23 protein-coding genes and 3 tRNA genes are annotated in these 25,221 nt (G+C 50.6%); 11 read left to right on the top strand and 15 right to left on the bottom strand.

Features of this window, described 5'->3' with window-relative positions; genetic code table 11:
- Nucleotides 1–104 precede the first annotated feature (104 nt).
- Together ACN4EK_RS17965 and ACN4EK_RS17960 are read right to left on the bottom strand one after the other, a co-directional pair.
- Nucleotides 105–665: a thermonuclease family protein gene (locus ACN4EK_RS17965; RefSeq protein ID WP_431659458.1), complete on the bottom strand. Its 561-nt coding sequence runs from the start codon at nt 663–665 to the stop codon at nt 105–107.
- Between the two features lie 9 nt (nt 666–674).
- Nucleotides 675–1,043, bottom strand: a complete 369-nt coding sequence (locus tag ACN4EK_RS17960) for a 2Fe-2S iron-sulfur cluster-binding protein (RefSeq protein ID WP_431659457.1) — start codon at nt 1,041–1,043, stop codon at nt 675–677.
- Between the two features lie 89 nt (nt 1,044–1,132).
- On the opposite strand from ACN4EK_RS17960, the gene ACN4EK_RS17955 reads away from it, so the two are divergent.
- Nucleotides 1,133–1,219 (top strand) — tRNA-Ser (locus tag ACN4EK_RS17955).
- Between the two features lie 57 nt (nt 1,220–1,276).
- Here the strand turns inward: ACN4EK_RS17955 and ACN4EK_RS17950 are convergent.
- The 6 genes from ACN4EK_RS17950 to ACN4EK_RS17925 form a co-directional block, all read right to left on the bottom strand.
- Nucleotides 1,277–2,350, bottom strand: a complete 1,074-nt coding sequence (locus ACN4EK_RS17950) for an ATPase, T2SS/T4P/T4SS family (RefSeq protein WP_431659456.1) — start codon at nt 2,348–2,350, stop codon at nt 1,277–1,279.
- Nucleotides 2,351–2,638: 288 nt separating this feature from the next.
- A complete protein-coding gene (locus tag ACN4EK_RS17945; protein WP_431659454.1) occupies nt 2,639–4,471 on the bottom strand; it encodes a DMT family transporter in 1,833 nt (610 codons plus the stop codon).
- Between the two features lie 572 nt (nt 4,472–5,043).
- Nucleotides 5,044–6,798 carry an NAD+ synthase gene (locus ACN4EK_RS17940; protein WP_431659453.1) on the bottom strand — a complete coding sequence of 585 codons (1,755 nt, stop codon included), beginning with the start codon at nt 6,796–6,798 and terminating at the stop codon, nt 5,044–5,046.
- A gap of 19 nt (nt 6,799–6,817) precedes the next feature.
- On the bottom strand, nt 6,818–7,564 hold the full coding sequence (locus ACN4EK_RS17935) for an NUDIX hydrolase (protein ID WP_431659452.1): 747 nt from the start codon (nt 7,562–7,564) through the stop codon (nt 6,818–6,820).
- Nucleotides 7,525–8,136 carry a nicotinate-nucleotide adenylyltransferase gene (locus ACN4EK_RS17930; RefSeq protein WP_431659450.1) on the bottom strand — a complete coding sequence of 204 codons (612 nt, stop codon included), beginning with the start codon at nt 8,134–8,136 and terminating at the stop codon, nt 7,525–7,527. Before ACN4EK_RS17930 ends, ACN4EK_RS17935 begins: the two co-directional genes overlap by 40 nt.
- A 42-nt stretch (nt 8,137–8,178) precedes the next feature.
- Nucleotides 8,179–9,651: a nicotinate phosphoribosyltransferase gene (locus tag ACN4EK_RS17925; protein ID WP_431659449.1), complete on the bottom strand. Its 1,473-nt coding sequence runs from the start codon at nt 9,649–9,651 to the stop codon at nt 8,179–8,181.
- A gap of 539 nt (nt 9,652–10,190) precedes the next feature.
- On the opposite strand from ACN4EK_RS17925, the gene ACN4EK_RS17920 reads away from it, so the two are divergent.
- The gene (locus ACN4EK_RS17920; protein ID WP_431659448.1) at nt 10,191–10,343 is read left to right on the top strand and encodes a hypothetical protein; all 153 of its coding nucleotides are present in this window, start codon (nt 10,191–10,193) and stop codon (nt 10,341–10,343) included.
- Nucleotides 10,344–10,601: 258 nt separating this feature from the next.
- Here ACN4EK_RS17920 and pgeF read toward each other — a convergent pair whose 3' ends face one another.
- A complete protein-coding gene (gene pgeF, locus ACN4EK_RS17915; protein ID WP_431659447.1) occupies nt 10,602–11,378 on the bottom strand; it encodes a peptidoglycan editing factor PgeF in 777 nt (258 codons plus the stop codon).
- A gap of 192 nt (nt 11,379–11,570) precedes the next feature.
- On the opposite strand from pgeF, the gene ACN4EK_RS17910 reads away from it, so the two are divergent.
- On the top strand, nt 11,571–12,434 hold the full coding sequence (locus ACN4EK_RS17910; protein ID WP_431659446.1) for a biotin--[acetyl-CoA-carboxylase] ligase: 864 nt from the start codon (nt 11,571–11,573) through the stop codon (nt 12,432–12,434).
- Nucleotides 12,435–12,536: 102 nt separating this feature from the next.
- Nucleotides 12,537–13,685, top strand: a complete 1,149-nt coding sequence (locus ACN4EK_RS17905) for a M23 family metallopeptidase (protein ID WP_431659445.1) — start codon at nt 12,537–12,539, stop codon at nt 13,683–13,685.
- Nucleotides 13,686–13,733: 48 nt separating this feature from the next.
- Here the strand turns inward: ACN4EK_RS17905 and ACN4EK_RS17900 are convergent, their stop codons facing one another.
- Nucleotides 13,734–14,405 (bottom strand): riboflavin synthase, encoded by a 672-nt coding sequence (locus tag ACN4EK_RS17900; RefSeq protein WP_431659444.1) that lies wholly within the window; start codon nt 14,403–14,405, stop codon nt 13,734–13,736.
- A gap of 325 nt (nt 14,406–14,730) precedes the next feature.
- Here ACN4EK_RS17900 and ACN4EK_RS17895 point away from each other — a divergent pair, with 325 nt between their 5' ends.
- The 3 genes from ACN4EK_RS17895 to ACN4EK_RS17885 all read left to right on the top strand — a co-directional run bounded on the left by ACN4EK_RS17895 (nt 14,731) and on the right by ACN4EK_RS17885 (nt 16,775).
- Nucleotides 14,731–15,240, top strand: coding sequence for a bifunctional nuclease family protein (locus tag ACN4EK_RS17895; protein ID WP_431659443.1), 510 nt, complete (start codon nt 14,731–14,733; stop codon nt 15,238–15,240).
- Between the two features lie 36 nt (nt 15,241–15,276).
- Nucleotides 15,277–16,407, top strand: coding sequence for an aldo/keto reductase (locus tag ACN4EK_RS17890; RefSeq protein ID WP_431659441.1), 1,131 nt, complete (start codon nt 15,277–15,279; stop codon nt 16,405–16,407).
- Between the two features lie 74 nt (nt 16,408–16,481).
- On the top strand, nt 16,482–16,775 hold the full coding sequence (locus ACN4EK_RS17885; RefSeq protein ID WP_431659439.1) for a hypothetical protein: 294 nt from the start codon (nt 16,482–16,484) through the stop codon (nt 16,773–16,775).
- A gap of 27 nt (nt 16,776–16,802) precedes the next feature.
- Here ACN4EK_RS17885 and ACN4EK_RS17880 read toward each other — a convergent pair.
- Both ACN4EK_RS17880 and ACN4EK_RS17875 read right to left on the bottom strand, forming a co-directional pair.
- Nucleotides 16,803–16,874, bottom strand: a tRNA-Gln gene (locus ACN4EK_RS17880).
- Between the two features lie 83 nt (nt 16,875–16,957).
- A tRNA-Gln gene (locus ACN4EK_RS17875) sits at nt 16,958–17,029 on the bottom strand.
- 469 nt (nt 17,030–17,498) lie between these two features.
- Here ACN4EK_RS17875 and ACN4EK_RS17870 point away from each other — a divergent pair.
- The 3 genes from ACN4EK_RS17870 to ACN4EK_RS17860 are packed head-to-tail and all read left to right on the top strand — an operon-like array spanning nt 17,499 to nt 20,821.
- The gene (locus tag ACN4EK_RS17870) at nt 17,499–18,932 is read left to right on the top strand and encodes a circularly permuted type 2 ATP-grasp protein (protein WP_431659437.1); all 1,434 of its coding nucleotides are present in this window, start codon (nt 17,499–17,501) and stop codon (nt 18,930–18,932) included.
- Nucleotides 18,933–18,974: 42 nt separating this feature from the next.
- On the top strand, nt 18,975–19,937 hold the full coding sequence (locus tag ACN4EK_RS17865; protein WP_431659436.1) for an alpha-E domain-containing protein: 963 nt from the start codon (nt 18,975–18,977) through the stop codon (nt 19,935–19,937).
- A gap of 17 nt (nt 19,938–19,954) precedes the next feature.
- On the top strand, nt 19,955–20,821 hold the full coding sequence (locus ACN4EK_RS17860; protein WP_431659435.1) for a transglutaminase family protein: 867 nt from the start codon (nt 19,955–19,957) through the stop codon (nt 20,819–20,821).
- 102 nt (nt 20,822–20,923) lie between these two features.
- On the opposite strand, the gene rpsU is transcribed toward ACN4EK_RS17860, so the two are convergent.
- From rpsU to ACN4EK_RS17845, 3 genes are all read right to left on the bottom strand, one after another.
- On the bottom strand, nt 20,924–21,103 hold the full coding sequence (gene rpsU, locus ACN4EK_RS17855; RefSeq protein WP_009556054.1) for a 30S ribosomal protein S21: 180 nt from the start codon (nt 21,101–21,103) through the stop codon (nt 20,924–20,926).
- 197 nt (nt 21,104–21,300) lie between these two features.
- Nucleotides 21,301–22,587, bottom strand: a complete 1,287-nt coding sequence (locus ACN4EK_RS17850) for a hypothetical protein (RefSeq protein ID WP_431659433.1) — start codon at nt 22,585–22,587, stop codon at nt 21,301–21,303.
- A 484-nt stretch (nt 22,588–23,071) separates the two neighbouring features.
- Nucleotides 23,072–23,710 carry a hypothetical protein gene (locus tag ACN4EK_RS17845; RefSeq protein ID WP_431659432.1) on the bottom strand — a complete coding sequence of 213 codons (639 nt, stop codon included), beginning with the start codon at nt 23,708–23,710 and terminating at the stop codon, nt 23,072–23,074.
- A 456-nt stretch (nt 23,711–24,166) separates the two neighbouring features.
- On the opposite strand from ACN4EK_RS17845, the gene ACN4EK_RS17840 reads away from it, so the two are divergent.
- A complete protein-coding gene (locus ACN4EK_RS17840; protein WP_431659430.1) occupies nt 24,167–25,219 on the top strand; it encodes a YihY/virulence factor BrkB family protein in 1,053 nt (350 codons plus the stop codon).
- The last annotated feature ends 2 nt before the right edge of the window (nt 25,220–25,221 follow it).

The raw sequence follows: 25,221 nt of genomic DNA, 5'->3' as shown, positions 1-25,221 counted from the left end.
AGATGTGTATAAGAGACAGGTGGGGAGTGGGGAGGTAGGGCAGATGAGAAGTTAGGAGGAGATCTTTTCTGTCTTCCTCATCCTCTTCATCTTTCCCCCCTTCCTTATCTTCCTGATCGTTGACGAAATTCTGCCGGACTCAACCGCATCGGATGCTTTGGATTCCAGATGCCCAGTCCGAGTAGACGAGCCTGTTCCTGGGCATGGGCAAGTCGCTGATCATACTTGCTGTTCGGAGGTTGGGGCACTGCCAGTGCATAGCCCTCGGCGACCAGTTGTTCGTTCAGCAATTTGCCGTTACTCCAGACATAGGCAAGTCGTCTGCCCTGGTCATCTCTGGATGCCGCATCAGACTCTAGCACGATCGGGCGGTTGCCCACCCACTGTTCCAGATGTTGCTTTGCCATTTCTCCCCAGGGAGCCTGGTCAACTTCGGGCGTATCAATACCGACCAACCGCACCCGCTCGGTAATCTCCGGGTAGCCGGAAATGCCCCCAACTTCCAGTTCGCGCCCACTAATAACCTGCCAGACGGGGAGGGTCAGGTTCGTGGCGGCGATCGCAGGTGGGTGAATCAACAGCACCAGCAAAGTAACTAGAAAACCAATGAACGATCGCCCGATCACTTGCTGCCAATGGCTCGATCGGCATGGTACATGGTGCATGGTTCCGGTTTAATCCTCGTCTAGAGGTAGTCCACGTCTGACCTTACCTTTGCCGAAGTATTGCCCAAATTGCAGTTCGTACACCTCATCTTCATCTTGAGTTTCTACTTCCAGGTCAGAGCAGGCATAGCTGACGCACAGCAGGGCATAACCGCGTTTCTGCAAATCTGGAGACAGTCCCATGGCTTCGGGTTGGCGTAGCTGCCCAGACAGTACCCGCACCGCGCAGGCAGTACAGGCTCCATTGCGGCAGGAGAACGGTAGCTCGGCTCCATGATGCTCGGCGGTATGCAGGATATAGCGATCGGGTGGAACTTGCACCGTATGGAAGGTGTCGGTGCGGCGATCGTGGATACGGACGGTATAAAGATCAGTCATGAATTAAATTTACGGGATTTGTTACCAGAATGGGACAAGCTTCTGCTAATATAATCATTCGGTGGCGCAAGTTGAAGCGCTAGTCTCCTGGAGAGATGGCCGAGTGGTTGAAGGCGCAGCACTGGAAATGCTGTTTACTCGTAAGGGTAACGAGGGTTCGAATCCCTCTCTCTCCGTTCTCTAGATTTAAGTTTGTTGAATCTGGTTTTCCTTGGGTCACTGTTTACCCTGGCTCAGGTCGCCTCCAGCGCCAGTTGTTGCGAGACATCGGCAAAGGTCTTAGCGGTAATGCGTTCTTCGGTCAACAGGCGGTTGAGATCGTTAAGCATCGATCGCAAGCCACTGCTTGGTCTTTGGAGAAGCGAGGATAGGTTATCTAACTCTCCTTGCCGGAGGGCTTGGCGCACCAGATCCGTAGTGAATAGAAAATCAAAAATAGCGGCGCGTTTGTATTGTCCATTCAAAGTAGGCACAAGATGTTGAGCCAGGATAGCGTGTAGCGTCTGGGCAAGTCGCAAGCGGATAAAGTCTTGTTCCAGACTGCTATAGAAGCTGAATAATTCCTGCAAGGCGACGATCGCCCGGTCAGCGGCCATGCAGGCTAAAACTAAATTCCCGGATCGGGCGGCTTGTAATGCCAGATCGACAGTGGAGCGATCGCGCAATTGACTGAGCACAATCACATCACTATCTGTCTGCATGGCTCGGTGAATCCCTTGGGTGGTACTGGTCACATGGGTGCCAATCAGCCATTGATCAATCAAGGCTTGATGTTTGGGATAGACATACCCTGCTGTTTCGTCGATCGTCACAATATGCCGGGGCAAAATCTGATTGATGTAGTTCACTAAGGCTGCCAATGTGGTGGTTGTGCCGCTACCACTGGTTCCAGTGACAATGATTAAGCCTTGCGGCTGCTGACAGAGTTGTTTTATGGCTGTAGGAATTCCGAGTTGATCGATCGTGAATAGATCTCGCAACAAAAACCGGACGCTTAGAGCCGCACCATCCAGGGTTAAATAACCTTGGACAGCAACTTTGGCAAAGTGATATTCCACGACGGTACTGACTGCTGTTCCTGCCTGAAGCTGTTGAATTGCCTCGATACTGAATACCTCGTCAGCCCATTGCCAGAAGGTCGCAATATCGGTTTCGGGCAAGGCGATCGCTTGCAGTGTGCCATTAATTCGCCAGTAAGGGACGCGACCGATACGGATATGCAGGTCGGAACAATGATGGGCTTTCGCTGCCTGAAGTAGCTGAGTAAACGTTGAAATGCCCGAACCGGCGGACGGAATGACAGGCATACAGTGCTTCTCCTGAGATGACTCTGGTTCCTCAAGATTCAACCTGGGGTATCTCAGCGCTGGATGGGCGAAACGAAAGGCAATAGCACCAGCCGCTTTTATATGGCTGAATCGTTGTATTGCTATTCTCTCTTCAAGTAATAGTTAAAGTTAGGTTTTGCAACAAAAAATTGCGTTGGCGGCGGTTGCTTGGGTGGGGTAGGCAATCGTGGGGGCATGGCAAAAAATAGCCGCTACCAGGTTGCCTCTGATAGCGGTGGAATTCCAGGGTGGTTAGGGGTTTCCGGGTCAACGGCGAGCCTCAGCGGGGACTGGTTTTGGAGCTTGAGCGGGCGTTACCATCCGTTCAAAACTTAAGGCACTGACTCCTAACGTGACTAATGCAATCCCGAGCCATTGCACCGGTTGGAGGGGACTTCTAATAATCCAAAATGCCAGTAACGCGGTCATCACCGGACCACTGGAGGCAATAATCGAAGCTCGGGCAGCGCCCATGAACCGCACTCCAAAATTATTCGCGAGATAGCCAATCAGAGTTAATACTCCTAACACCACTCCCCCAGTCAGAAAGCCGATCGGTTGCGCTACCTTTGCCCCTAAACTGGGCCCGACTGTTAACAAAGTGATTGAGGACAGGAGAAAGATAGTTGAGAACTGTACCAGGCTGACGGGAACGGGATGCAGTTTCTTAAAGCCCAGTTGCATGAAGATGAGATAGAAGGCGAAGGCAACCCCAGAGGCAACGGCAATCAGCACCCCTCCAGCCGAGGTTAATTTGCTGGGATCGATCCTCGGTAAGGCGGTGAGCACGACCCCGCAGGAAATCACAACCATGACAATCCAGCGTAACGATGTGGGTCGATCGCCGAATAATGCCCAGGCTAACGGGACGGTGATGATGGGGTACATAAACAGAATTGTCACGGCGGGTCCCGGCCCCACATCCCCAATGGCGATATAAATCAGGATTTGGGACAGAAAGAGAAAGAACCCGCTACCAACGACATTGATGATTGGGCGGCGATCGCGGGAGGTGAGAAACTTTTTAATATCTCGCCATAACGGGGGATATAGAAACATGGCAACCGGAATCATTAATGGTAAGACCACTAACATCCGGAGCCACAAAATTAATAACGAATTGCCTACGTTCAGTTGCAGAAAACCACCGACATCGAAGGCGTTAAGTACCCGCGCAGGCTGGAGGGCAAACGCTTTAGTGACGGGATCAAATTTGCCGTTGCCAATAATTTGCACAACGACATTGTGAATCGATAACGCCACGGTAGACAGCAAGACCAACATTAATCCCAACTGAAAGTTAGACGTTTCTTTCTTCTTGGGTAGTGGTAAGGGCGATCCGGGTACGGCTAAAGGAGTTGGTTTAGCGACGGGAGGATGGGAAGTATGATGCCGAGGTGAACCGATCGCTTCCCCGTCCATCACCGGAGTGGCATGACCGTTCTCATGGGCGATCGTGGCATGATTTGCCGTGGGTTGGAGTACCGGAGCCGACGATCGCGCCGCTTCTAGCTGAATCTGTTCTCGCAGCCGAGTTACCAGGGCTTCCAGAATCGCTTCTCCCTGTTGCTCCATGCTGTGCATACGGTTCAACTGTTGGGACAGAGAACTGTGGTAGCTATTCAGTTCTTGCTGAAGCGTTTTAAAGGTGGCGTTAAAGGTGGAATCTAGAGAAGCCAGTAACCGATGGGCATTATCGCTGTAGCCATTGGCTGACCCGGGCAGACTAGGATTGACACTCCCAGCCATAGTGGGTGGCTGATGGGCTGGCATCTGGCGGATTTGCTGAACCATTAAGGCTTGCAAATGATTGGCTAGAGCCACCGCTAACTGTTTTGCCCAGAGTTGTTGTTGCGCCAGTTGCTGTTGTGAAAGGGCTTCAGCCTGTCGGGTTTGTAACCCCTGATGATAGGTCTGGAGTTTTTCAATATCTGCCAGCAGGCGGGACTTTTCTCCCTGAAGGCGTGTGACCTCCTGCGAGAGTTGAGTGACTAATCCTTGATGTAGCCCTCGTAAATCCTGAGTTACGGCTTGCAAGATTTGCTCAACCGTCCGATTATCCCCTTGCCGATTTCCCGGTTGATGATCCATCTGTCCCATGAATGGTTTCCCCTAGTCTGCCAACCTGCCGATGAGTAAATGAATATTTGGTCAGCGTCTATCTCTTAGCATTCCCAAAAAAATTGTTAATCTCATGCTTAGCTTTCTTGAAGCCGCTTCCACGGTACTCTCATTTCCGCAAAATGCGTCTGAATTCGGAAAAAAAATTTAAACAGATCGCGATCGCCGCCTCCACGTCAAGAGGCAATTCCTAACATCAATCCATGCCAGATTGACCGCTTCAAGTTTAATTGAAGCTGAGCAATCATGCAGCGATGACAATGACGATCCGATCCGGAACTCCTATTCGCCAGGATATACCTGATTCCAGAATCATGCTATTTGGAATATTCATATTGTTCTGGGAAACCTGGCAGCGTTGGGTTCCCCAAAAGGGCATCTACGGTGTCACATAAATCGAGTCTGACTTCGTTGGCATCCTTTTAGCCCCCTCAATCCCCTAATTCTGGGGGACTTTGAATCGTATGTGCTATGCACACGCTATGCGAACGGCTCCCCCAGAATTGGGGGTTGGGGGGCGGTTCGTCAGTGCTTTGGCTAGATTAGCAGCTTTAGCCGACAGGGACAGAAACCGATGGTTGACTGGTTTTCGGAAGCCACTGATGGGCGATCGGCATCCGCCAACCGACCCCAAAGGCGCGATCGGTGACTTTGAGGACTGGGGGAGCCTGCCGCCGCTTAAACTCTGCCCGTACCACTAAGCGCACCACCTTATTAACGATCGCCGGATCATGTCCAGCCTCTACGATTTGATCTGGCGTTTGGTGGTTCTGGAGTAGGCGCACCAGAATGTCATCCAGCACTTCATAGGGGGGTAGGGAATCCTGATCCACCTGTCCCGGCTTTAGTTCGGCGCTGGGTGGTTTAGTAATCACATTGCTCGGGATGACTTCTGTTCCGGCTAGAGGCGGAAGTTGAGCGACGTGATCAGCTTGATTCACCTGAGCATTGAGCCAGTGGCAAATCGAATACACACGAGTTTTGGGGACATCGGCAATCACCGCTAAGCCACCGTTCATATCGCCATAGAGGGTGCAGTAGCCGACTGCCATTTCGGATTTGTTGCCGGTTGAGAGCAGGAGGTAGCCAAACTTATTGGCGATCGCCATCAGTAAATTGCCACGAATCCGGGATTGAATATTTTCCTCGGCAATGCCAAATTCGGTTCCGGCAAACATCGCTTCTAACGTGTGGTCATAGCCCTGCATCAGTTCCCCGATCGCCAGGGTTTGGGTCTGGATCCCGAGATTTTCGGCTAATTGCAGCGCATCGTTGACGGAGTGATCGGAACTATACGGAGAAGGCATTAATACGCCTAAGACATTTTCTCGACCGAGGGCAGCCGCCGCGATCGCAGCAACTAAGGCAGAATCAATCCCGCCACTTAAGCCGATCACCGCTTTGGAAAAGCCACATTTCCGGGCATAGTCCTGCACTCCTAAAACCAGGGCTGTCCAGATTTCGGCATCTTCATTGGTTGGTAATGCAGAGATTGGGTTCGGTGGGCAGGCAACTAAATCGTGAGTGGTGCGATCGAATTCCACAAACACTAAATCGGGTTGAAATGCCTGTGCCCGACAGATCAGTTCTCCCTGACGGTTAAATGCCACACTGCAACCATCAAAAATCAGATCGTCATTACTACCAACCTGATTGGCATAGATCACAGGTTGGGTGTAGCGAATGGCTTCATGCCGCAGCATCGCTTCCCGTAGCCGTTGTTTATTCACAGTAAACGGCGAGGCAGACAGGTTCACGGTGAAATCGACCCCTAACTGAGCCAGGTCGGAAATCGGATTAACGGCATAGCTGCGTTTGCCCCAAAATTCCTCATCGTTCCACAGGTCTTCGCAGATCGTTACCCCAATATTGATGCCATCTAGTTGCAGACGATTCGGCTCCTGACCCGACTCGAAGTAGCGATCCTCATCGAACACATCGTAGGTCGGCAATAGCCGCTTATGGAAAATCTGTTGTACCTGACCGTTTAACAGTAACGCCGAACTATTAAATAGCGGCTTACCCCCTGCTAAGGCGGCTTGGGGATGATCAACGACTGTTCCTACTAAGGTGGCTAATTGGGGCGGCAAATCTTTGGCTAACTGAGCCAATGTGGTTGCCATAGCGCGAATAAACCCGGGACGCATCAGCAAATCGCGGGGCGGATAGCCACAGAGCGATAATTCTGGAGTCAGCAACAGTCGTGCGCCCTGGTCTGCGGCGGCTTGGGCGGCGGCTAAAATTTGTTGAGCGTTGCCAGCTAAGTCACCAATGGTCGGGTTCAATTGAGCGATCGCAATTTTCATGAGTCTTCTACGTCAGTAACTAAATAAATACCAGGGGTTTGTCTTTGAAGGGAGCGAAGGCTTCGGCATCAAAGCGATACAAGCTGGCAGGTCGTCCGGCACCACGGGATACTTTAATCCCGGTGTCTTCCAGAAACCCCAGTTTCAGTAAGCGGGAGCGAAAATTAGAATAATCTGAAAATCCGTCTCCTAATACCGTGGTGTAAAGCTGGTATAGATCACTCAGGGTAAATAACTCAGGTAGAACTTCAAACGCGACCGGGCTGTATTCCAGTTTGTTGCGGAGGCGGCGATGCCCATATTCCAAAATCCGATTGTGGTCAAACGCCAACTGAGGCACTTGATCCACGGGATACCAGGCAATGCCACTCACGCCATCGGCAATCAGTTCGGCTTCGGCAAATCGCACTAAGGCAAAGTAGCTGACCGATAGGTACCGCACCCCGTAACTATCAGCCGATTCCCGTGGGTCGCGATCGGGGCCGCCAAAGGTATACAACTGCTCCAGATAGAGATTGCGAACGCGGATCTTTTCCGACAGGATGCGATAGGCGGCATCTTCTAGCGATTCCCCCTGCTGTACCAGTGTGCCTGGAAAGCTCCAGTGTCCCAGAAAGGGATCTTCTTGCCGCATGACTAACAGCACCAGCAAGCGATTCTGTGCCGTGTCTACGGAAAAAATCACGTTATCCACCCCAACCTTGAAGTCGGCGAGCGGCGGCGAAGTTACCGGATCGGCTGTTTTTCTCTGGGATCGTCCTGCCATGCGTACAACTGTTGTTGGTGAATGTAATGTTCGATCGGAGGTGCGATTCCCCTAGTATCTCCATGTTGGCGATAGGCGGTTGACGATGTATCGGGAGCCTGAAGATCCGCGATCGTCAGGTTAGCTCCTTGCTGCCGCAATGTCCTTAATGCCAACTCACTCAAAGGATAGCCTGGACGTGGCACAACCAAAAGTTTGACTTGTTGCAGTAATGTTTCCACCTGATACCACTGGGGCAACTGCTGAAGCAGATCCGACCCAATTACCAGGGTAAAGACCGCATTCGACCACAAGCGACGTGCCGTTTCCACCGTATGTAATGTGCGGGGATGACTGAGTTGAGGATACACATGCACATTTTGCCGGGGCGGATGCAGATCCTCGACTAACAATTGCAGCATCGTCATCCGGTGCTTCAGGGAGGTTTGTTGGGCTTTGAATGGGTTATCCGCTGCCCAAACTGCCACCCAATCATAATGGCGCGACAACCAGTTGAGGATCACTTCATGTCCCGTTGTCGGTGGGTCAGCACTTGTACCAAATAAAGCCACATGGGGTCGGTGATTCATCATTGTCTGGCTGCGCTCACGGTTGATTGCTGATCACTTCACGGGTTATCGCCGCTTTGTTTGTTGAATTAAGGTTTGTAAGTCAGTCGAAAGCTCGATCGGGATTGAAGTCGGTTGCTGCAATTGGCGGATTTCCGGGGGCAAGCTGGCGATCGAATGGGCTGTCCGTTGGGCGATCGTCGCCAGCGATTCGGCAGGCTGGAGTCGCTGACCTTGCTGCATGACTAACTGTAAAAGGGGCTGTTCGGTAGCCGAGCATTGTCCCATCTCTGACATCAGACCCAGGCGATCGCCTGTGACCTGCCCATTTTGAATCTGGCGGAAAATTTGTTTCCGTCCGGGGTAGGTGCTTTTACCCTCAGATTCCTTCATCACCGGGATGCCATCAATTTCCACCAGTTTATACACGCCATTCACTGGAGTCCCAGTCACCAACTGAGTGCCAATCCCATAGCCATCAATGCAAGCTCCGGCCGCTTTTAGTTCGGCAATGCGATACTCATCCAGATCGCCACTGGCAAAAATAGCGACTCCCGGCAACCGTTGTCGCACCTGTTGCGATAGCGTCACCAGATCGCCCGAATCAATTCGCACTCCGCTTAACGTGAGTTCCCCAGCCTGGAGTTTAGCAGCGAGGTGGTCAGCCGCCGCGATCGTGTCGTAGGTATCAATCAGGAGAGGGGCAGCCGGAAAATAGCGGTGAAATGCCGTAAAGGCTTGGGCTTCACTCCCTTCAGTGGCGGCAAGTGCCATGACTAGCGAGTGCGCCATCGTTCCCACGGGCTGCTGATTTAGCCGGAGAGCCGCTAACACGTTTGAGGTGGCATTGAATCCAGCCGCTAATGAGGCTCTCGCTGCCCATAGGGAAGCTTGGGGGCTAAAGGCGCGACGAGTGCCAAATTCCAACAGGGTGGCGTTTACCCCTGCCACATCTCGCAAGCGGGCAGATCGGGTCGCGATCAAGGTTTGATAGTTCAGAGTATTGAGTAAATAGGTTTCCAGCAGTTGGGCTTGCCAGAGGGGAGCTTCCACCCGTAGTAACGGTTCATTGGCAAAAATGGCTGTGCCTTCTGGGACTGCCCAGACATCTCCAGTGAAACGGGTGGTGGCTAGTAGTTGCCAAAATGATTCTGGCGCATTGGCAAAAATTCCAGTTCCTTGCAGCGCCTCGATTTGGGCAGAACTAAACTGAAGGTTTTCCAGGTAATCTAACACTTGCGCCAAGCCCATTGCCACCAGATAGCCATAATCCTGGGGCAGTCGCCGCGCAAAAACTTCAAAGCTGGCTGGCTGTTGTGCCAAATGTTCTCCGGCATAACAGGCAACCATTGTCAGTTGATAGAGATCAGTCAGTAGGCTGTAGTCTGTGGGTTGCAGAGTTAGCTCCTGATCTTCGGTGAGGGCGATCGAGGGTGCGATCGTGTCACCCATAACTCCAGATTCACGGCATCGTTGTGCTAATGCTGGCGAACGGGATAGTTCTGTCACCGCCTGATTCAGGTTTGTTGGGATACTCATACCGTGACCCCTGGTAAGCTATAACACCTTAATTATAGTCAAAAAAACCAAAAATACAAAGCGTGTAATATTAAATTATTGTATTTTACGAGCTTGGATCTAACTGTTCAGCAGGGATATTGTGTGCAAAACAGCCTTGCCTGGAATTCAGCTCTAGAAAATTATGGTAGTTTTCAATAAAATCATTAGCTGTGCTTATCATTTGGCGGTAGAACTTGCCTGGGCTCAATCACCTCCTGGCTAATTGTGGAGAACTATGAAGAATTAGCTGCGATTGTTGCGTAAATTAGCCAATTCTGTGACGTGATCGTTGTAACAAAGTGCCCACGATCGCCCAGATTAGTGGCAAACAGTAACGCTGGATGAAGAATCGTCACTCAGTGCAAATTTGAATCTAAACAATTAAGTCAAACCTAATAAAAACTCGATGGTTTCGGCATAATTGGATTAGGAAGCTCTAGAGTTTTTAGAAGTCGGTTCTAACTGTTAGGTTAGGCGGGCAGAATTAAGTCAAACCACTCGCTATTTGAGGTGAGCATATGAGTATTCCCAAATTCATTGAAAACGCCATTCAATACGTTTCCGAAGCCGTAACTCGGATCTTCGCACCTAATGATGATGCTTACCCCAATATTGGTGTCCAACCCTTTGATGGCGAACCGAACAAGGATGAGAAAACCGCCGATTGGTAGTAGCGAATCATTCCCAAATTGAAATAGATGAGTGTTTAGAGTAGTCAAGTAGATTGTCTCCTGGTTTTTGTGAGTCCAATCAGCAAATGCTGAAAAGTTGGTGGAGCCATAGTCATACTCCACCAGCTTTTTTTCTGAGTCAGCGATCGCGGCACTATCCAATGAATTTGCCTGGATTGATCGCGTAATGCAATGTCTATTTCGACACCAGAAATTTATTTGTTTAAGCTTTTACTTTACCAGGCAAAAATGGCTGGCTTAAAAACTGACAATGCCTGACCATTGGGCTTTTTTCTCCCGGCTACGGCGATAGGAGAAGAAATAGCTGGCATCCTGATACGTGCAGTGAGGCGCGATCGCAATTTGCTCGGGGGTAATGCCTAGTTGTTCCAGTTGCAATACATTGACGCGGCGCACATCTAACCGAACTCGTCCTGGCTCTGGGTCGTCTAACACTGGTGGCTCAGGTAACTGACGGAGCAATTCCAGGGATGCAGCTATGTTGTCAGGATTGACCGGGGCGACAGATGCACCCACCTCCACGGCAACCTCTTCTGAGACTTGATACACATCCCCTGCGATCGCCGGCCCTAACGCAATCCGCAGGTTACTTAATTGACTACCCTGATCCTGGAGTCGCCCGATCGCCTGCGGCACGATTTTTTGAGCCGTCCCTCGCCAGCCCGCATGAACGGCAGCAACCTGTCCGGTAGCAGTGTCCGCGATTAATACTGGCGTACAGTCGGCGGTACAAACCCAAACCGCTTGATCGGTTTGTTCTGTAACCAAGCCATCAGCCGCCGGACGATCGCTCTCGGCAGGTGGCTGTTCAGTGATTTCAGACGGAGTCAGCACCGTGTTGCCATGTACCTGTTTGACCCGATAGGGTTGCGCCAATGGGTGGAGAACTTTGGTCAGTTCTTCCGGCGGTCGTGGAGCAAACTGTTGGGTGAAAAAGCCATGCTGCCAGGGTTGGAGTAGGCTACAGGTGAGATAGGGAAGGTCGTTCCAGGTCTGCCAATGCCAGGTATGCATGAGTGATTGGAAAGTAAGGGTTTACTGTACTCGGTCGCTAAATGGAGGTCGATCGCCTGGGGTAGAAGATAGCTCTGCTCTGTCCTGACGGCCTGAAATGGTTTGGGGCGAGGCAATTGAGGACTTTTCGGCATACCATTGAATGTTAGCGTTGCCGGGTGCGGCTGATCGTCGTGTGCTACTCCACCTTTTATGACTGGATTTAATCAGGAACGGTTTCAGGCAGCCTATCAGATTGTGCAGGCCTGTGCTGGTCAGCCGTTAGTCGCTCAACCCACACTTTACGTGTTTTCTACCCTGCCCTCAACCAATCAAATGGCATGGGAATTGTTGGAGCAAGGGGCAGCGATCGCGACCACGGTGATCGCGTTAGAACAAACGGCAGGACGCGGACAATGGGGACGACAGTGGACATCGGCTCCCGGCGGACTCTATCTTTCGATGATTCTGTCGCCGGATGTTCCTGCCCCCCAAGCGGCTCAATTAACCCTCTGTACTGCCTGGGGCATTGCGGCGACCTTACGAGCACTACCTGCCAAACTGAGTGGCACGACAGACGCGATCGCGATCGGGCTGAAATGGTTGAATGATCTGGTTCTACAGGGGCGCAAACTGGGGGGCATTCTCACAGAAACTCGGCTCCAGCAGGGACGGATTACCAAAGCGGTGGTCGGAGTCGGGATTAATTGGACGAACCCAGTTCCAGAAACCGGCATTAATCTGCAATCGGTGTTAGCTAATTCCCCTATTCCATTGATTGAATCCTTAGAACTGCTGGCAGCGCTGACTGCCTACGGGGTGTTATCGGGGTATGAACGTTGGCAACAGCAAGGGATTGATGCCATCCTGCCGGAATATTTTGAGTTACTGGCACACCGCGATCGCCCGATCGTCATGAACGGACAGTCCGGTAAGATTGTGGGGGTCACAGCGACGGGTGAGTTACGAGTTCAGCTTCCGGCGACTGCCACAGCCAACTCTACATCTCCTCACATAGCGTCTAATTTAGAAGTTCTACTTAAGCCGAGTACAATCAGTCTGGGCTACCCGCTATAGTTCACTACTGATAGAATACTCCTGCTTTTGACTGGAACTTTTTCATCTGTATTCACGACTTAAGCCAGTCAGAGTAACTTGTCCACGATTCAGGAATCTCCCATGACCGGAAACGCGATCGCTCGCATTGTTCAAACCTTGCCCTTCCAGCGTCGTCTTGTAATTCAGGGAATGGGCTGGCTCGGTGGTCTTAGTCTATTGGGCAGTGGCATGGTACTGGCACAAAGTCCCACCCATGAGTTGACCATTGCTGACCCTCCGGCTACCTCCCCGATCGATGTGGCTCCTGCCCCAGACTACATCCCGGCTCCAGCCGCCCCTGAATCGTGGGCTCCGGAACCTGCGATCGCGCCGGAAAGCATTCCAGATTATGCCGATATACCGGCTAGTCCAGTTCCGAGTACGGTGGTGCCTAGTGCTGCCCCTTCAGCCATCATCAATCTTCCAGCTCCCACGATGCCGGAACAGACGGCTGATTACTCTGCTCCCAGTGCGATCGTGTTTAGTGAGCGCTCTACGGGATGTCAGATGACCATCTCTACGGGACAAGCCGTGAGTGGCATCTGTCCACCACCAGTGAGTGCGGCTACTACCAGTCAATGGTCTGGCGGGGCTGAAAGTCGTCAACTTGGGGGCAGTCTATCTCCGGTTTCGGTGGCGACGGTCAGTGCGAGTTCATCGGGATTAGGTGTCGGTGGCGGCACAACAACGGCTTCAGCCCGTGACTACTATCGGCGTACCCTACGTCCTCCAGCGCAGTTGGGCAATGGCAATGTCCGGCTGGTGTTTCCGCTCGCCATTCCAGCCGCGATTTCCTCAGCCTTCGGGTGGCGGGTGCATCCCATTAGCGGTGATCAGCGGTTACATACGGGAACGGATCTGGCAGCCCCGATGGGAACGCCGGTGTTAGCCGCCTATGCTGGACAAGTAGCGATCGCGGACTTCCTGGGGGGCTACGGGTTAACCGTGGCGCTGGAACACAACAAAGGGACTCAGCAAACTCTGTATGCTCACCTGTCGGAAATCTTCGTCAAGCCAGGGGAGATGGTGAAACAAGGTGAGGTGATCGGACGGGTGGGGAGTACGGGCAACTCTACCGGCCCACACCTGCACTTTGAATTCCGCCAACTGACTGCCGATGGTTGGGTGGCACTGGATGCGGGCGCTCAGTTGGAGTATGCGATGGCGCAACTGGTCAAAGCCATGCAGGTTGCCCAAACCCAGTCGAGCCAGAGTAAGCCGAAGAGCTAAGGCAGAAATGGGGTCGGTGAGGGAGATGAGGCAGATGGGGAGCAGAGGTTATAAGTAACCATGCTCTGCCAGAAAGGTGTTGGTTAATGGGGTATCTGTGGGATAGGAGCGATCGTCCTCAACCTGTCCCACTCGCAGGAATTTCTCGACATACTTGCCTAAAATGTCGCCTTCCAGGTTGACTGGACTACCGGGATGTAAGTGTTTCAGGTTGGTTTCGGAGTAGGTATGGGGAATGACTGCCACCATAAACCAGGTGCCTTCAGGGTCGCAGTCTGCCACCGTTAGGCTGACCCCATTCACGGCAATACTGCCCTTAGAAATCACATAGCGGGCGACCCGAGGTGAAGTAGTAAAGGTCATTTCCCATGAGGTGGCGGTTTGTACGCTAGCCTGGAGATAGCCGATGCCATCCACATGTCCAGTGACAAAATGACCTCCTAATTTGCTACCCACCCGGAGCGAAGTCTCCAGATTCACCCAGGCGTTGTCGCTCTGTCCCAACGTGGAGCGATCGCGGGTTTCGGGGGATGCCACCGCCACGAATCCCTGCGCTAAAATCTGCACTACCGTTAAACACACGCCATCGACGGCAACACTGTCTCCGATCGCCAGATCGGGCATGACCCATTTGGCACTTTCGGGTGTACAGGTGATTTTAAGTTGATCAGTACCAAGGGATTGTAAAGTTCCTAATCCCTGAATTAACCCAGTAAACATGGTTTCGTGAAGTTATCGAAGTCTACTTTACATTGTCAAATTTGCAGAATGATCATTTAGGATCAGGGCATAAATCAGGGCATACTAGGACTCAACCCCACTCTGAAATATGTTCTGGCTCATCTGGGTTCCGGCTAGGGTTCTTGGGGAGTTAGCCTCGATCGCCCTGATCCGTTGATCCTGACCCTGGAATCAGGTACTTAACTAGAGGCAGGAGTTGGGGATGACCCAGACCAGGAAGTACACATGTATTATAATGATTCGCCTGATCCAGTTGTCCTAAGTTTAATGGTTCCCGCTGCAAGGTATTCTAGAGGCTAAGACGATGATTGAAATGAAAGTCGCTGGAATTGCATTGGATGCCGTCACGCGCAGTCCGATCGTGCTCCTGAGAGATTTCACCGACCGACGAGCATTGCCAATTTATATTGGGCAAGACCAGGCAAAGGCGATTATCAACGCGATCGAAAATCAGGCTCCTCCTCGTCCCCTGACCCATGATCTGCTCGTCAACATGCTGGAGTCATGGAACCTGACTTTAGAACGAGTAGTAATTCATTCTTTGCAAGATAATACGTTTTATGCCTCGTTGATTGTGGCGCAGGGGGAAACCAAACGCGAAATAGATGCCCGCCCCAGCGATGCGATCGCTCTGGCATTGCGGACGAATAGCCCCATCTGGGTGATGGAAGAAGTGATTGCCGATGCGTCCATTCCCGTCGATCGGGATGCGGATGAAGCTGAACGCAAAGCCTTCCGGGATTTCATTTCTAACCTGAGTCCAGAGGATTTTAGTCAACGGGGTCGCTTTAGTAGCGGAGAAGCCCAGTCGTAATCAGTCGCCTTACGATCGACTGAAGACGGCTATCCTATGCAATATCGACGGTTTGGCAAAACGAATCTTCCCCTGTCTGTGTTCTCCCTGGGAACCATGCGCTGTCTCATGTCGGCAGAAGTTGCCTATGAGACGGTAGTAGCGGCGATCGAGCGCGGAATTAATCATCTAGAGACAGCACGCGGGTACGGTAACAGTGAATTGTATTTGGGAGCGGCACTCCAAGCTGGATTACCCCAACCGCGATCGCACCTCTACATCACGACAAAACTGCCGCCGATGGCAGATGCCAGCCAGATGGATTGTGCCATTGACGAATCCTTGACCCGACTCGGACTGGATTATGTTGATGCCCTTGCGATTCATGGGATTAATACCTGGGAACATCTCGATTGGATTAGGTCTGAACAAGGTTGTATGGCGGCAGTCCGCCGAGCGATCGCGGATGGACGAGTCCGCCATGTCGGTTTTTCGACCCACGGTTTTTTAGAGCTAATTCTGGCCACGATCGCCACTGAACAATTTGAATTTATTAACCTGCACTACTATTACTTCTTCCAGCGTCATGCCCCAGCCGTGGCTCTAGCTCACGAAAAGGATATGGGCGTATTTATTATTTCCCCGGCGGATAAAGGCGGTATGCTCTATACTCCCTCCGCGACTCTGGAGACGCTCTGCCATCCTGTATCCCCCCTAGACCTGAATGCCCGCTGGTTACTCAGCGACCCTCGGATTACGACGCTGAGTGTGGGGGCAGCAACTCCTGCCGAACTCGAACGTCCTTTAGCAATAGCCGATCGCACCGAACCATTATCCTCTGATGAAGTGGCTATTTTCGATCGCCTGCAAACCCATTTCCAACAAATGCTGGCAACCGATCGCTGTAGTCAGTGCTATGACTGTCTGCCCTGTCCAGAATCGATTCAGATTCCCGAGGTATTGCGACTAAGGAATCTAGCGATCACCTATGAGATGACCTCATTTGGGCAATATCGTTATCGGATGTTTGAGAATGCCGGACATTGGTTTCCTGGCAATAAAGCCAATCGCTGTACTGACTGTGGCGATTGTCTGCCGCGCTGCCCAGAATCCCTAGACATTCCAACCTTGCTGCGAGATGCCCACGACCGGCTGAACGGTCAACCGGGACGGCGGTTATGGGGATGATCTGGAGGCAGATGTCTTTTCTGCTAACGATCGCGCTAGGCTAAATAGTGCATTTTTACTGATCGATTAACGTCATGCGAGCCAGAATTGAGCAGCAAATCCTGTTCCTTCACCAGGACGATGTCCCCCCCTACAAAAAAACTGGTTCAGTGGTGCGGAACAGCTATTTCTGGGCACTCCGGTCGATCGCGGCGCAAGCGTATCGATCGCGCGATTGGGAATACGACGCTGATGTCTGGTTGGCACTGCAACGGATGCTGCTGTCATTCATGGAATCCGGTTACTTAGGGATTCGTGAAACTCAATTAGAGTTTGCACCCGACCAGGAGATTCCCGCCGTCCTCAAGCCCGTCGCCACCTGGGAGTAGTTGACCTGAAACCCTGAAGCCACTGAACTGGGGTGCTAGGATTCGAACCTAGGAATGGCGGGACCAAAACCCGCTGCCTTACCACTTGGCGACACCCCATCGTGCTGGCATAAATCACCTGAGAATTCCCACAGCAACAAAGCCTATTACCATTCAGGAATAGCTAACGTCTGGTGATTTAACTGGGGTGCTAGGATTCGAACCTAGGAATGGCGGGACCAAAACCCGCTGCCTTACCACTTGGCGACACCCCATCGCGTTTGCCTCACCTATCTTAACAGTTAGATAGGGAAACGTGTCAAGTTTTCTGCGGCGAGGAAGATAGAATTTTTATGGAAAAATTTAATATCCGCCAAAACAGGTTAATTCTGGAGGTTCCCATTGCGCTGGATGCGTTGAATCGATCGCGGGAATAGGGCAATTAGTATCACAGGCGACAGTTCTTAGCCTCCCTCGCCCTCTATTCATTGAGTGGAGTTGCTGTTGGTAAGATCCTAGTGCGATCGACCGGGAGCGATCGCTGCCAATTTTGTAAACTTCCAGGGCGTTGCTGAATACAGATATGAATTCTAGGCATTTAGATCCCTACACAGCCCCCTAAATCCCCCAATGCTGGAGGACTTTGAAGGATGGGTTCCCCCCAGAATTGGGGGGCTAGGGGGGCAAATCATCTTTGCATTCAGCAACGCCAATTCCAGAACACCTCGTTTGGGCTGAATCACTGTGCAATTCAACGATTACGATCCAGGGGACTTCTATGACGAACTATTTGAGACAAAGGGGCAACCTCGTCCAGAAGCGATTCCTTTGATCGATCGCATTAATTCGTTGCCACTGCCAGAAATTCAGCGTCGTCAACAGGCGGCTGAAATTGCCCTGTTTAAATTGGGCGTTACTTTCAATGTCTATGGCGATGGTCAGGGCACCGAGCGGATCATGCCGTTCGATATCATTCCCCGCGTTGTCTCAATGGCGGACTGGCAGATATTGGAAGCGGGTCTGAAGCAACGAATTTATGCGCTCAACCAGTTCTTAGCTGATATCTATGGGGAGCAGAAAATCCTCAAGGATAGTGTAATTCCAGCGGAATTGATTCATTCCGCGTCAGGCTTCCTTAAGCAATGTGTCGGCTTAAAACCACCCGAAGGCATCTGGTGCCACATTACTGGAACGGATTTGGTGCGCGATCGGGACGGGCGCTGGTACGTTCTGGAGGACAACCTCCGCTGTCCTTCAGGGGTATCCTATGTCTTGGAAAATCGCCGGGTAATGAAAACGACGTTTCCCCTGGTATTTAACAATCTCCAGATTCAGCCCGTCGAGGAATATCCTAGTTACCTACTCGAAACGCTCTTAAATCTTGCCCCGCCGCATTTGCCCGATCCCACGGTGGTTGTCCTCACACCAGGCATCTACAACTCTGCCTACTTTGAGCATTCCTTCCTGGCGCAACAAATGGGGGTGGAGCTAGTCGAAGGGCGGGATTTAGTGGTGGCAGATGGCTACTTGCAAATGCGAACCACTAAGGGATTAAAGCGAGTTGATGTGATTTATCGTCGGATTGATGATGAATTTATCGATCCGTTGGCGTTTCGCCCTGAATCGCTCTTGGGAATCCCTGGGCTGATGGAGGTGTATCAGGCGGGACGTTTGGCGATCGCGAATGCTCTAGGAACCGGGGTGGCAGACGATAAAGTGATTTATGCCTACGTGCCCCAAATTATCCGCTATTACCTGAATGAAGACCCAATTCTCTGTAATGTGCCAACCTATTTATGTTGGGAGCCGCAACAGCAAAATCATGTGCTGGCAAACCTGGATAAATTAGTCGTCAAAGCTGCCGATGAATCCGGGGGGTATGGCATGTTAGTTGGACCCCATGCCACCCAGGAGCAGCGCGACGAATTTGCCGACAAAATTAAAGCCCATCCCCGTAAATATATTGCTCAACCGACGCTCTGCCTTTCCCGTGTACCGACGCTATTAAATGACCACTTTGAAGGCTGCCATGTCGATCTGCGTCCCTATATCCTTTACGGCAAACAGATCTATGTCAATCCCGGTGGCTTAACTCGCGTTGCCCTCAAACGAGGTTCTTTAGTCGTCAACTCCTCCCAGGGCGGCGGTAGTAAAGATACCTGGGTCGTCTGCAAATAACCCCTCCTACTTCCCTATCCCCTCATCCTCCCCATCTGCTTTATGCTCAGTCGCGTTGCTGATTCCATCTACTGGCTCAATCGCTATGTTGAACGGGCGGAAAATGTTGCCCGCTTCGTGGAAGTGAATATTAACCTGTTATTAGATTCTCCCGCCGGGACGGCGCAACAGTGGGAGCCGCTAATTCTGACCAGTGGTGATTTACCGTTGTTTCAGAAACGCTACGGTGATGCCAGTGCCGAAAACGTGGTGCAATTTCTTACCTTTGATAAGGATTACCCCAACTCGATCCTGTCTTGCCTCCGGGCAGCGCGGGAAAATGCCCGATCGGTACGGGAAATTATCTCCTCGGAAATGTGGCAGCAGGTGAATTCCTTTTACCTGATGGTGACGGAAGCGGCGGAATCGCAATCGTTGAGTGACTTGGGGACAGTCGTCAAATTTTTTGATGACGTGAAGCAAGCCAGCCATTTGTTCGCTGGATTGATGGATGCCACCATGACCCACAATGAAGGCTGGCACTTTGGTCAAATTGGGCGGTTGATTGAACGGGCGGATAAAACGGCGCGGATTCTGGATGTGAAATACTTTATTCTGCTGCCATCAGTCAAAGACATTGGCGGCACGTTAGACCAACTACAATGGATGGCACTGCTTAAGTCTGCCAGTGCTTACGAGATGTATCGTAAACGGGGGCTACACCGGATTGAGCCAACCGAAATTGCAGAATTTCTCATTCTGGATCAAGAATTTCCCCGATCGGTTCGTTCCTGCATCACTCGGGCTGAGCAATCCCTGCACCACATTACGGATACTCCGGTGGGCACCTGGCGGACTCCAATCGAACGAGTTTTAGGGCGACTGCGAACGGATCTGGATTACCTGACGATCGACGATATTGTCCAAACTGGGCTGCATGAATTCTTGGATAACTTGCAATCTCGGATGAATGATGTGGGGGAAAAAATCTTTGAAACTTTCTTTGCCTTGGAACCCTTAAGTTAGGACAATAGATCCCCGTTGTGCTGTATCAGATTAGTCATACAACTCATTACGCCTACGACCAACCCGTTACCCTGCAACCCCATATCATCCGGCTACGTCCCCGGAGTGACCACACACAAGCTTTAAAGCAGTTCTCCCTGCAAGTTTCCCCCATCCCCAAGCAGGAGTCAGCGATCGTCGATCTAGATGGCAATCCGTTGATCAAAGTCTGGTTCGATCGTGAACCGACCACCTCCCTGACGATCCAAACCCTATTGCAGGTGGAAACCTATCAAGAGAATCCGTTTATCTATTTAATCGAACCCTGGGCAGCCCAATTACCGATCGATTATCCAGCGTCACTATTAGGACAGTTACAGCCTTACCTAATGGGCTCACAACTGGCTTACACGGGGAGCGGATTAGATCCGATCGCGCAGCAACTTGCCCAGGAGATTCTGTATCAGGTGGATGGCAATACTATCCGCTTTTTGAGCGAACTGAACCAGTTAATCTATACATCCTGTACTCAGGAAGTGCGGGATAATGGGCATCCCCATCCACCCAGCATCACCTGGACTCAGAAGCAAGGTTCCTGCCGGGACTATACCGTACTGTTTATGGAGGTTTGTCGGGCTGTGGGGATTCCGGCGCGATTTGTCAGTGGTTATCAAGAAGGAGATATAGATACTACCGATCGTCATCTCCATGCCTGGGCAGAGGTTTACCTGCCGGGGGCGGGCTGGCGCGGCTACGATCCTACGCATGGATTAGCCGTTGCCGATCGCCATATTGCGTTGGTTGCCAGTGCCCTTTCCCGGTATGCGGCTCCCGTAGTCGGTGCCTATAGTCCGTCTGGCGTTCAGTCTGTCATGACCTATAACCTCTTACTCCAGCGATTCTAGTCTCTATTAAAGTGGCGCTGCCCTAAGTTAGAGTAGCGCCAGTCTAGCAATTAAAGGAGGTGTATTTTACACACCCCTATGTTATAAGCAATATTTAAGCAATTAGTTGTAGCGTCTCTTACGCCGCGCCACGATCGCTTTGCGCTTGCGCTTTTCCAGTGGGGTTTCAAAATGCCGATGGGATCTGAGATCTGCTAAAATTCCTGCCTTAGATACCTGGCGCTTGAAACGCCGCAGGGCAGAATCAATTCCTTCGTTTTCGCCAAGAACTACCTGGGTCATTCCTACTACTCTCTCCGAGAAGACTGTTTAGTAATTGTGTTAGGACAATTGTTCAAAAAAATGCCGTCCAAACAGAGCGCCGACAGACTACTCAGGGACGATATCTGCACATTAGCATAAAATCTGTTAGTATAAACCGGTCTTTCCGGTCTTCCTTACCAGAATTTTATCGCCCTCGGCTCTACCAACCCTGATCCTTACCACTGGTTGATTAAGGCAAGATCCATTGTACTGAAATTGGTACTCAACGCTACATTTAGATGTTCCATTGCCTGGACTAACCATAATACCGCATCTCGACGGCTGGACTCATAGTGACTAAACAAAATCGAAAAGCGTTTTTCCAAATAGGGTTTAACCTTACGGCAAATCAGCACAATTTTTAGCAATAGTCCGGTTGCCCAAATTGGACCGATATTAGACACCAGATCAATAAATACAAAGTGTTCTGGTTTATGGGAACTTTCAACTACCAGGAAATTGAGTAACTGACTACAGGTTCTAACTAACAAAAAGTCATTCAGTTTCTGTGAATTGTTCTCTGGTAGCGTATTCTTAAGCTGCGTATACAGTTGGTTATTGAACTGCCGCTTGCCATACTCTGGATCAACGGAAGCCGTAATGTACTGATAAAGGCTATCTTTAAACGCCCCAAAGGAAGAAACCTGGTTGGTATGCGAGGTAAAGCGCTGTGCTAGATCGCGATAGGAACAGGAACCTTGCGATCGTCCGACATAATGTTTTAATGCCCCACATAGTTCGCGATCGCTTAACAAGGTCGGATTCTTAATCGGTTGCAGAACCCGGTTTGCAGCTTCGGGAGAATTATGGCGAACAATTTGCGATCGGCGCACTTGATAGGTGACATATTGAGATAAATCAATCTCATACCGTCGCTGGGCTTTGAACTTCAATTCTTGAATGGTTTGTTGCTGTTCGTAGGTACTGCCCTCTGCCAACAAGCAATGTTCATATAAATAGGGATAGCGCCGGATTAACCCTCCCAACGGTTCGCTGCCGCTAAAATTACCTTCAGCACTTTGACCAATCACCTGAGCCAGCCGTCGCAACGTCAGGTATTGTTCGCTATCTACAAAGGTTTTTACCTGTTCTCGCAGGCGGCGTACTGATCGCGAACGAGAAATTTCAAACACATGCCGTGAGGGTGCCGCTTCAAAAACCGAGATCAGTTCAGGAATATGGGCTTGAAACTGTGGGCGGGTTTGCCAACGGTTAATCAAGATATGGCAGCAACGGTTCAGAACATAGCGAAATTCTTGGTCTGCCAGTTTAGATGCGGCAATTTTGTCGAGCGCTCTGGCAATTTCGGCATCTGGGTAACCAACCCCATCAACGAATAATGCTCGAAAACGCTGAACTAATTGACTGGGCAATTCAGTCTGAACCAGGTTCAGCAAATGATCATATAGCTGTTGCTCTTCCTGCTCAAGTGGTCTAGTGGTATGGGCTATCCAGGTACTCACAGTAATTAAAACCCCCAAGCCAGGGACTAGGGTCGAATTTGCCTATGGCGGAAATTTTAGATAGTATTTGGCTCTAACTTTAGAGGGTAGCTGCCCGGTTATGCAAGCAATGGTAGAGATTTCTCTCCTAACTTCGATGCAAAAATTGCCTCCGAAGTTCCGCTTGCCGATAGATATCCCGATCGTATTAGGTAATAATCCATACCTAAGTGACCTGGATCACTGAGTCGTAGGAATAACGATCATCAATAGATTAACCATTCATTAGACTACGCTCAGAGGTTGCTTACCTATATTAGCCCTCAGGCAGATGTGGGGTATGACCCTCTGTTAGAAAAAACACAATATATACAAAACTCCTCCCATTGCTTAATCAGGACTTCATACGCTGAAGGGGAGGTTCCGGAAAAAACTCCTTTAATAGCAAAACACCCTCAGTCTACTAGAGACGGAGAGTGCAAGAGATAGCTAAAGAGGGGAGTGATTAGGATTCGCTACCTGTGCCAGATTGGGTGTCGGTGGTGCCATTCTCTGGTGTAGATGGCGTTGTTTCCGCATCATCATTGGTCGGGCTGGTAATAGTTCCCTGCGGTTGGGCGGCTGGAGCTTGGGGAGCCGGAGCCTGAGAACTGGGAGCCGATTGGGTCGCCGGTGGTACGGTAATGTTCACGTTGGGGTTAGGAGCCGGACTTTGGGGCACAGGAACCAGCCGATCGCGTTCAATAATCCGTTCTCTAATTTGGGGTTGTTGCTGTTGTTGAGTGGTGTTCGGTGAGGTTCTGGGAATCACGATCGGGGGAGTAGAGGGAGCGGTGCGATCGCGTTGGTTCAGCAGAAAAACTGCCCCGGCGGTCGCCGCCACTAAAGCGGTTAGCAGAATGCCGAGCAATAATCCCCGACCAGCATTTTCGTTATCCCGAGCTTCCAGGTCGCGATCGTACTGTCGTTCATAATCTCGACCCCGTACATAACCCTTATCCCGACCTTGAACGTAGCCATTGTGGTAAGCTGCCTGTCTGGAAGCTGCTTCCCGATGGCTAGGAACTTCGTTAGTTCCTGTTACTTGTCCAGGCAAAGGTCTGCCAGGTTCACGGTTATAGTCGCGCTCGTTAATATTTGCCATTTTTCAAATCCAGAACTCGTCAAGAAATTCATTGAAACTATTTAGATAAACTGGCATAAAACTCAATGCCAGATAGTCTAGAAAATTAGATGCACTAAGACTTAGATGCACTGTTTTAGAGATGCTTCCAGACTAATCTCTGAAATTTAACTTTTCGCTCTATCTGGAGAAAGGATAGATCCTCCATCAAAGGATTGATCCTCTATCAAGGCTTGATTTAGCTATCGCTATTTTTAGATTGGATAGAAAACTTTAAAGCGAATTAGTGCTAAGAAAAATTAGACCAAATTTATCTGGTTTGAATTAAAAGTCGTTATCAATAATATGTGAATCGCTGTTTAACTTATTTCTAATGACAGATGACGAACAGTAAATGAATCGTCCTTAAGTATGATGTGAATTTGATTATTGTCATAAAAAATAGCTTTAGCGTAGCCTATAATGATCGCATATTTTATGAAGCGGAAAGGTAAAGGTGTTCTCGCATTATTAAAAGAGACATTTAATGAGTGGAATGAAGATAAAGCTTCTCTGTGGGCAGCCGCATTGGCTTACTATACAGTCTTTTCCCTGGCACCATTGTTGCTGATTGCGATCGCGATCGCGGGAGCAGTGTTTGGTGAAGAAGCGGCGCGGGGCGAAATTATTGGGCAGATCCAGGGATTAGTCGGTCGGGAGGGGGCAGAGATCATCCAAACTATGCTGCAAAACACCCAAAAACCGGGTTCTGGAGGAACACTGGCAACGATTTTGGGGATTGGTGCCCTATTCTTTGGAGCTACAGGCGTATTTGGACAATTACAGGATGCGCTCAATACAATTTGGGAAGTTAAACCAAAGCCAGGAGCCGCTGTCAAAAGCTTTCTGCAATCCCGGTTTTTATCGTTTGCAATGGTGCTGGTACTGGGATTTTTACTATTAGTCTCCCTGGTGTTATCCGCCGCCTTAGCCGCTATGGGTAACTTCTTTGGTAGCTTGATTCCGGGTTATGTGATTTTTGGGGAAATCCTAAACTTTGCCATTTCCTTTGGTTTCATCACCTTACTGTTTGCAGCAATCTATAAATTCTTACCCGATGTTCAGGCTCGCTGGAAAGATTTGTGGGTAGGAGCGGCATTTACAGCGTTGTTATTTAATATTGGTAAATTTCTGATTGGTTTGTATTTAGGAAATAGTGGCATCAATTCCACTTATGGAGCGGCGGGCTCTTTAGTGATCGTATTGATTTGGGTATTCTATTCCGCCCAAATCATTTTGTTTGGCGCAGAATTCACGCAAATTTATGCCAAATACTACGGGGAGAGTATCGAACCCAGTAAACATGCTGTGCGATTGCCGAAAGCCAGAGCGGATCAAGAGACTGACCCAACCAGCGATCGCCCGGTGTCCCCTCATGCCAGCCGCCAACGCCGCGATCGCCAGTCCCAGGAGGTTTGGCAGACGATCGCAGGCTTAACCCGCCGATTCGGACGCAGTTCTCAGCGCTCCCGTCGCCAGAGACGGCGTTAATG

Origin of the sequence: Pantanalinema rosaneae CENA516 (genome assembly GCF_050753385.1) — a bacterium.
Lineage (GTDB): Bacteria > Cyanobacteriota > Cyanobacteriia > Leptolyngbyales > Leptolyngbyaceae > Pantanalinema > Pantanalinema rosaneae.
Note: the sequence above shows the minus strand (reverse complement) of the source record. Positions and strands in the feature narration are given on the sequence as shown.

Bases quoted from the DNA above. Each gene is read 5' to 3' on its own strand.
- ACN4EK_RS17965 (WP_431659458.1), bottom strand. From the start codon at position 665: ATGCACCATGTACCATGCCGATCGAGCCATTGGCAGCAAGTGATCGGG.
- ACN4EK_RS17960 (WP_431659457.1), bottom strand. From the start codon at position 1,043: ATGACTGATCTTTATACCGTCCGTATCCACGATCGCCGCACCGACACC.
- ACN4EK_RS17950 (WP_431659456.1), bottom strand. From the start codon at position 2,350: ATGCCTGTCATTCCGTCCGCCGGTTCGGGCATTTCAACGTTTACTCAG.
- ACN4EK_RS17945 (WP_431659454.1), bottom strand. From the start codon at position 4,471: ATGGGACAGATGGATCATCAACCGGGAAATCGGCAAGGGGATAATCGG.
- ACN4EK_RS17940 (WP_431659453.1), bottom strand. From the start codon at position 6,798: ATGAAAATTGCGATCGCTCAATTGAACCCGACCATTGGTGACTTAGCT.
- ACN4EK_RS17935 (WP_431659452.1), bottom strand. From the start codon at position 7,564: ATGGCAGGACGATCCCAGAGAAAAACAGCCGATCCGGTAACTTCGCCG.
- ACN4EK_RS17930 (WP_431659450.1), bottom strand. From the start codon at position 8,136: ATGATGAATCACCGACCCCATGTGGCTTTATTTGGTACAAGTGCTGAC.
- ACN4EK_RS17925 (WP_431659449.1), bottom strand. From the start codon at position 9,651: ATGAGTATCCCAACAAACCTGAATCAGGCGGTGACAGAACTATCCCGT.
- ACN4EK_RS17920 (WP_431659448.1), top strand. From the start codon at position 10,191: ATGAGTATTCCCAAATTCATTGAAAACGCCATTCAATACGTTTCCGAA.
- pgeF (WP_431659447.1), bottom strand. From the start codon at position 11,378: ATGCATACCTGGCATTGGCAGACCTGGAACGACCTTCCCTATCTCACC.
- ACN4EK_RS17910 (WP_431659446.1), top strand. From the start codon at position 11,571: ATGACTGGATTTAATCAGGAACGGTTTCAGGCAGCCTATCAGATTGTG.
- ACN4EK_RS17905 (WP_431659445.1), top strand. From the start codon at position 12,537: ATGACCGGAAACGCGATCGCTCGCATTGTTCAAACCTTGCCCTTCCAG.
- ACN4EK_RS17900 (WP_431659444.1), bottom strand. From the start codon at position 14,405: ATGTTTACTGGGTTAATTCAGGGATTAGGAACTTTACAATCCCTTGGT.
- ACN4EK_RS17895 (WP_431659443.1), top strand. From the start codon at position 14,731: ATGATTGAAATGAAAGTCGCTGGAATTGCATTGGATGCCGTCACGCGC.
- ACN4EK_RS17890 (WP_431659441.1), top strand. From the start codon at position 15,277: ATGCAATATCGACGGTTTGGCAAAACGAATCTTCCCCTGTCTGTGTTC.
- ACN4EK_RS17885 (WP_431659439.1), top strand. From the start codon at position 16,482: ATGCGAGCCAGAATTGAGCAGCAAATCCTGTTCCTTCACCAGGACGAT.
- ACN4EK_RS17865 (WP_431659436.1), top strand. From the start codon at position 18,975: ATGCTCAGTCGCGTTGCTGATTCCATCTACTGGCTCAATCGCTATGTT.
- rpsU (WP_009556054.1), bottom strand. From the start codon at position 21,103: ATGACCCAGGTAGTTCTTGGCGAAAACGAAGGAATTGATTCTGCCCTG.
- ACN4EK_RS17845 (WP_431659432.1), bottom strand. From the start codon at position 23,710: ATGGCAAATATTAACGAGCGCGACTATAACCGTGAACCTGGCAGACCT.
- ACN4EK_RS17840 (WP_431659430.1), top strand. From the start codon at position 24,167: ATGAAGCGGAAAGGTAAAGGTGTTCTCGCATTATTAAAAGAGACATTT.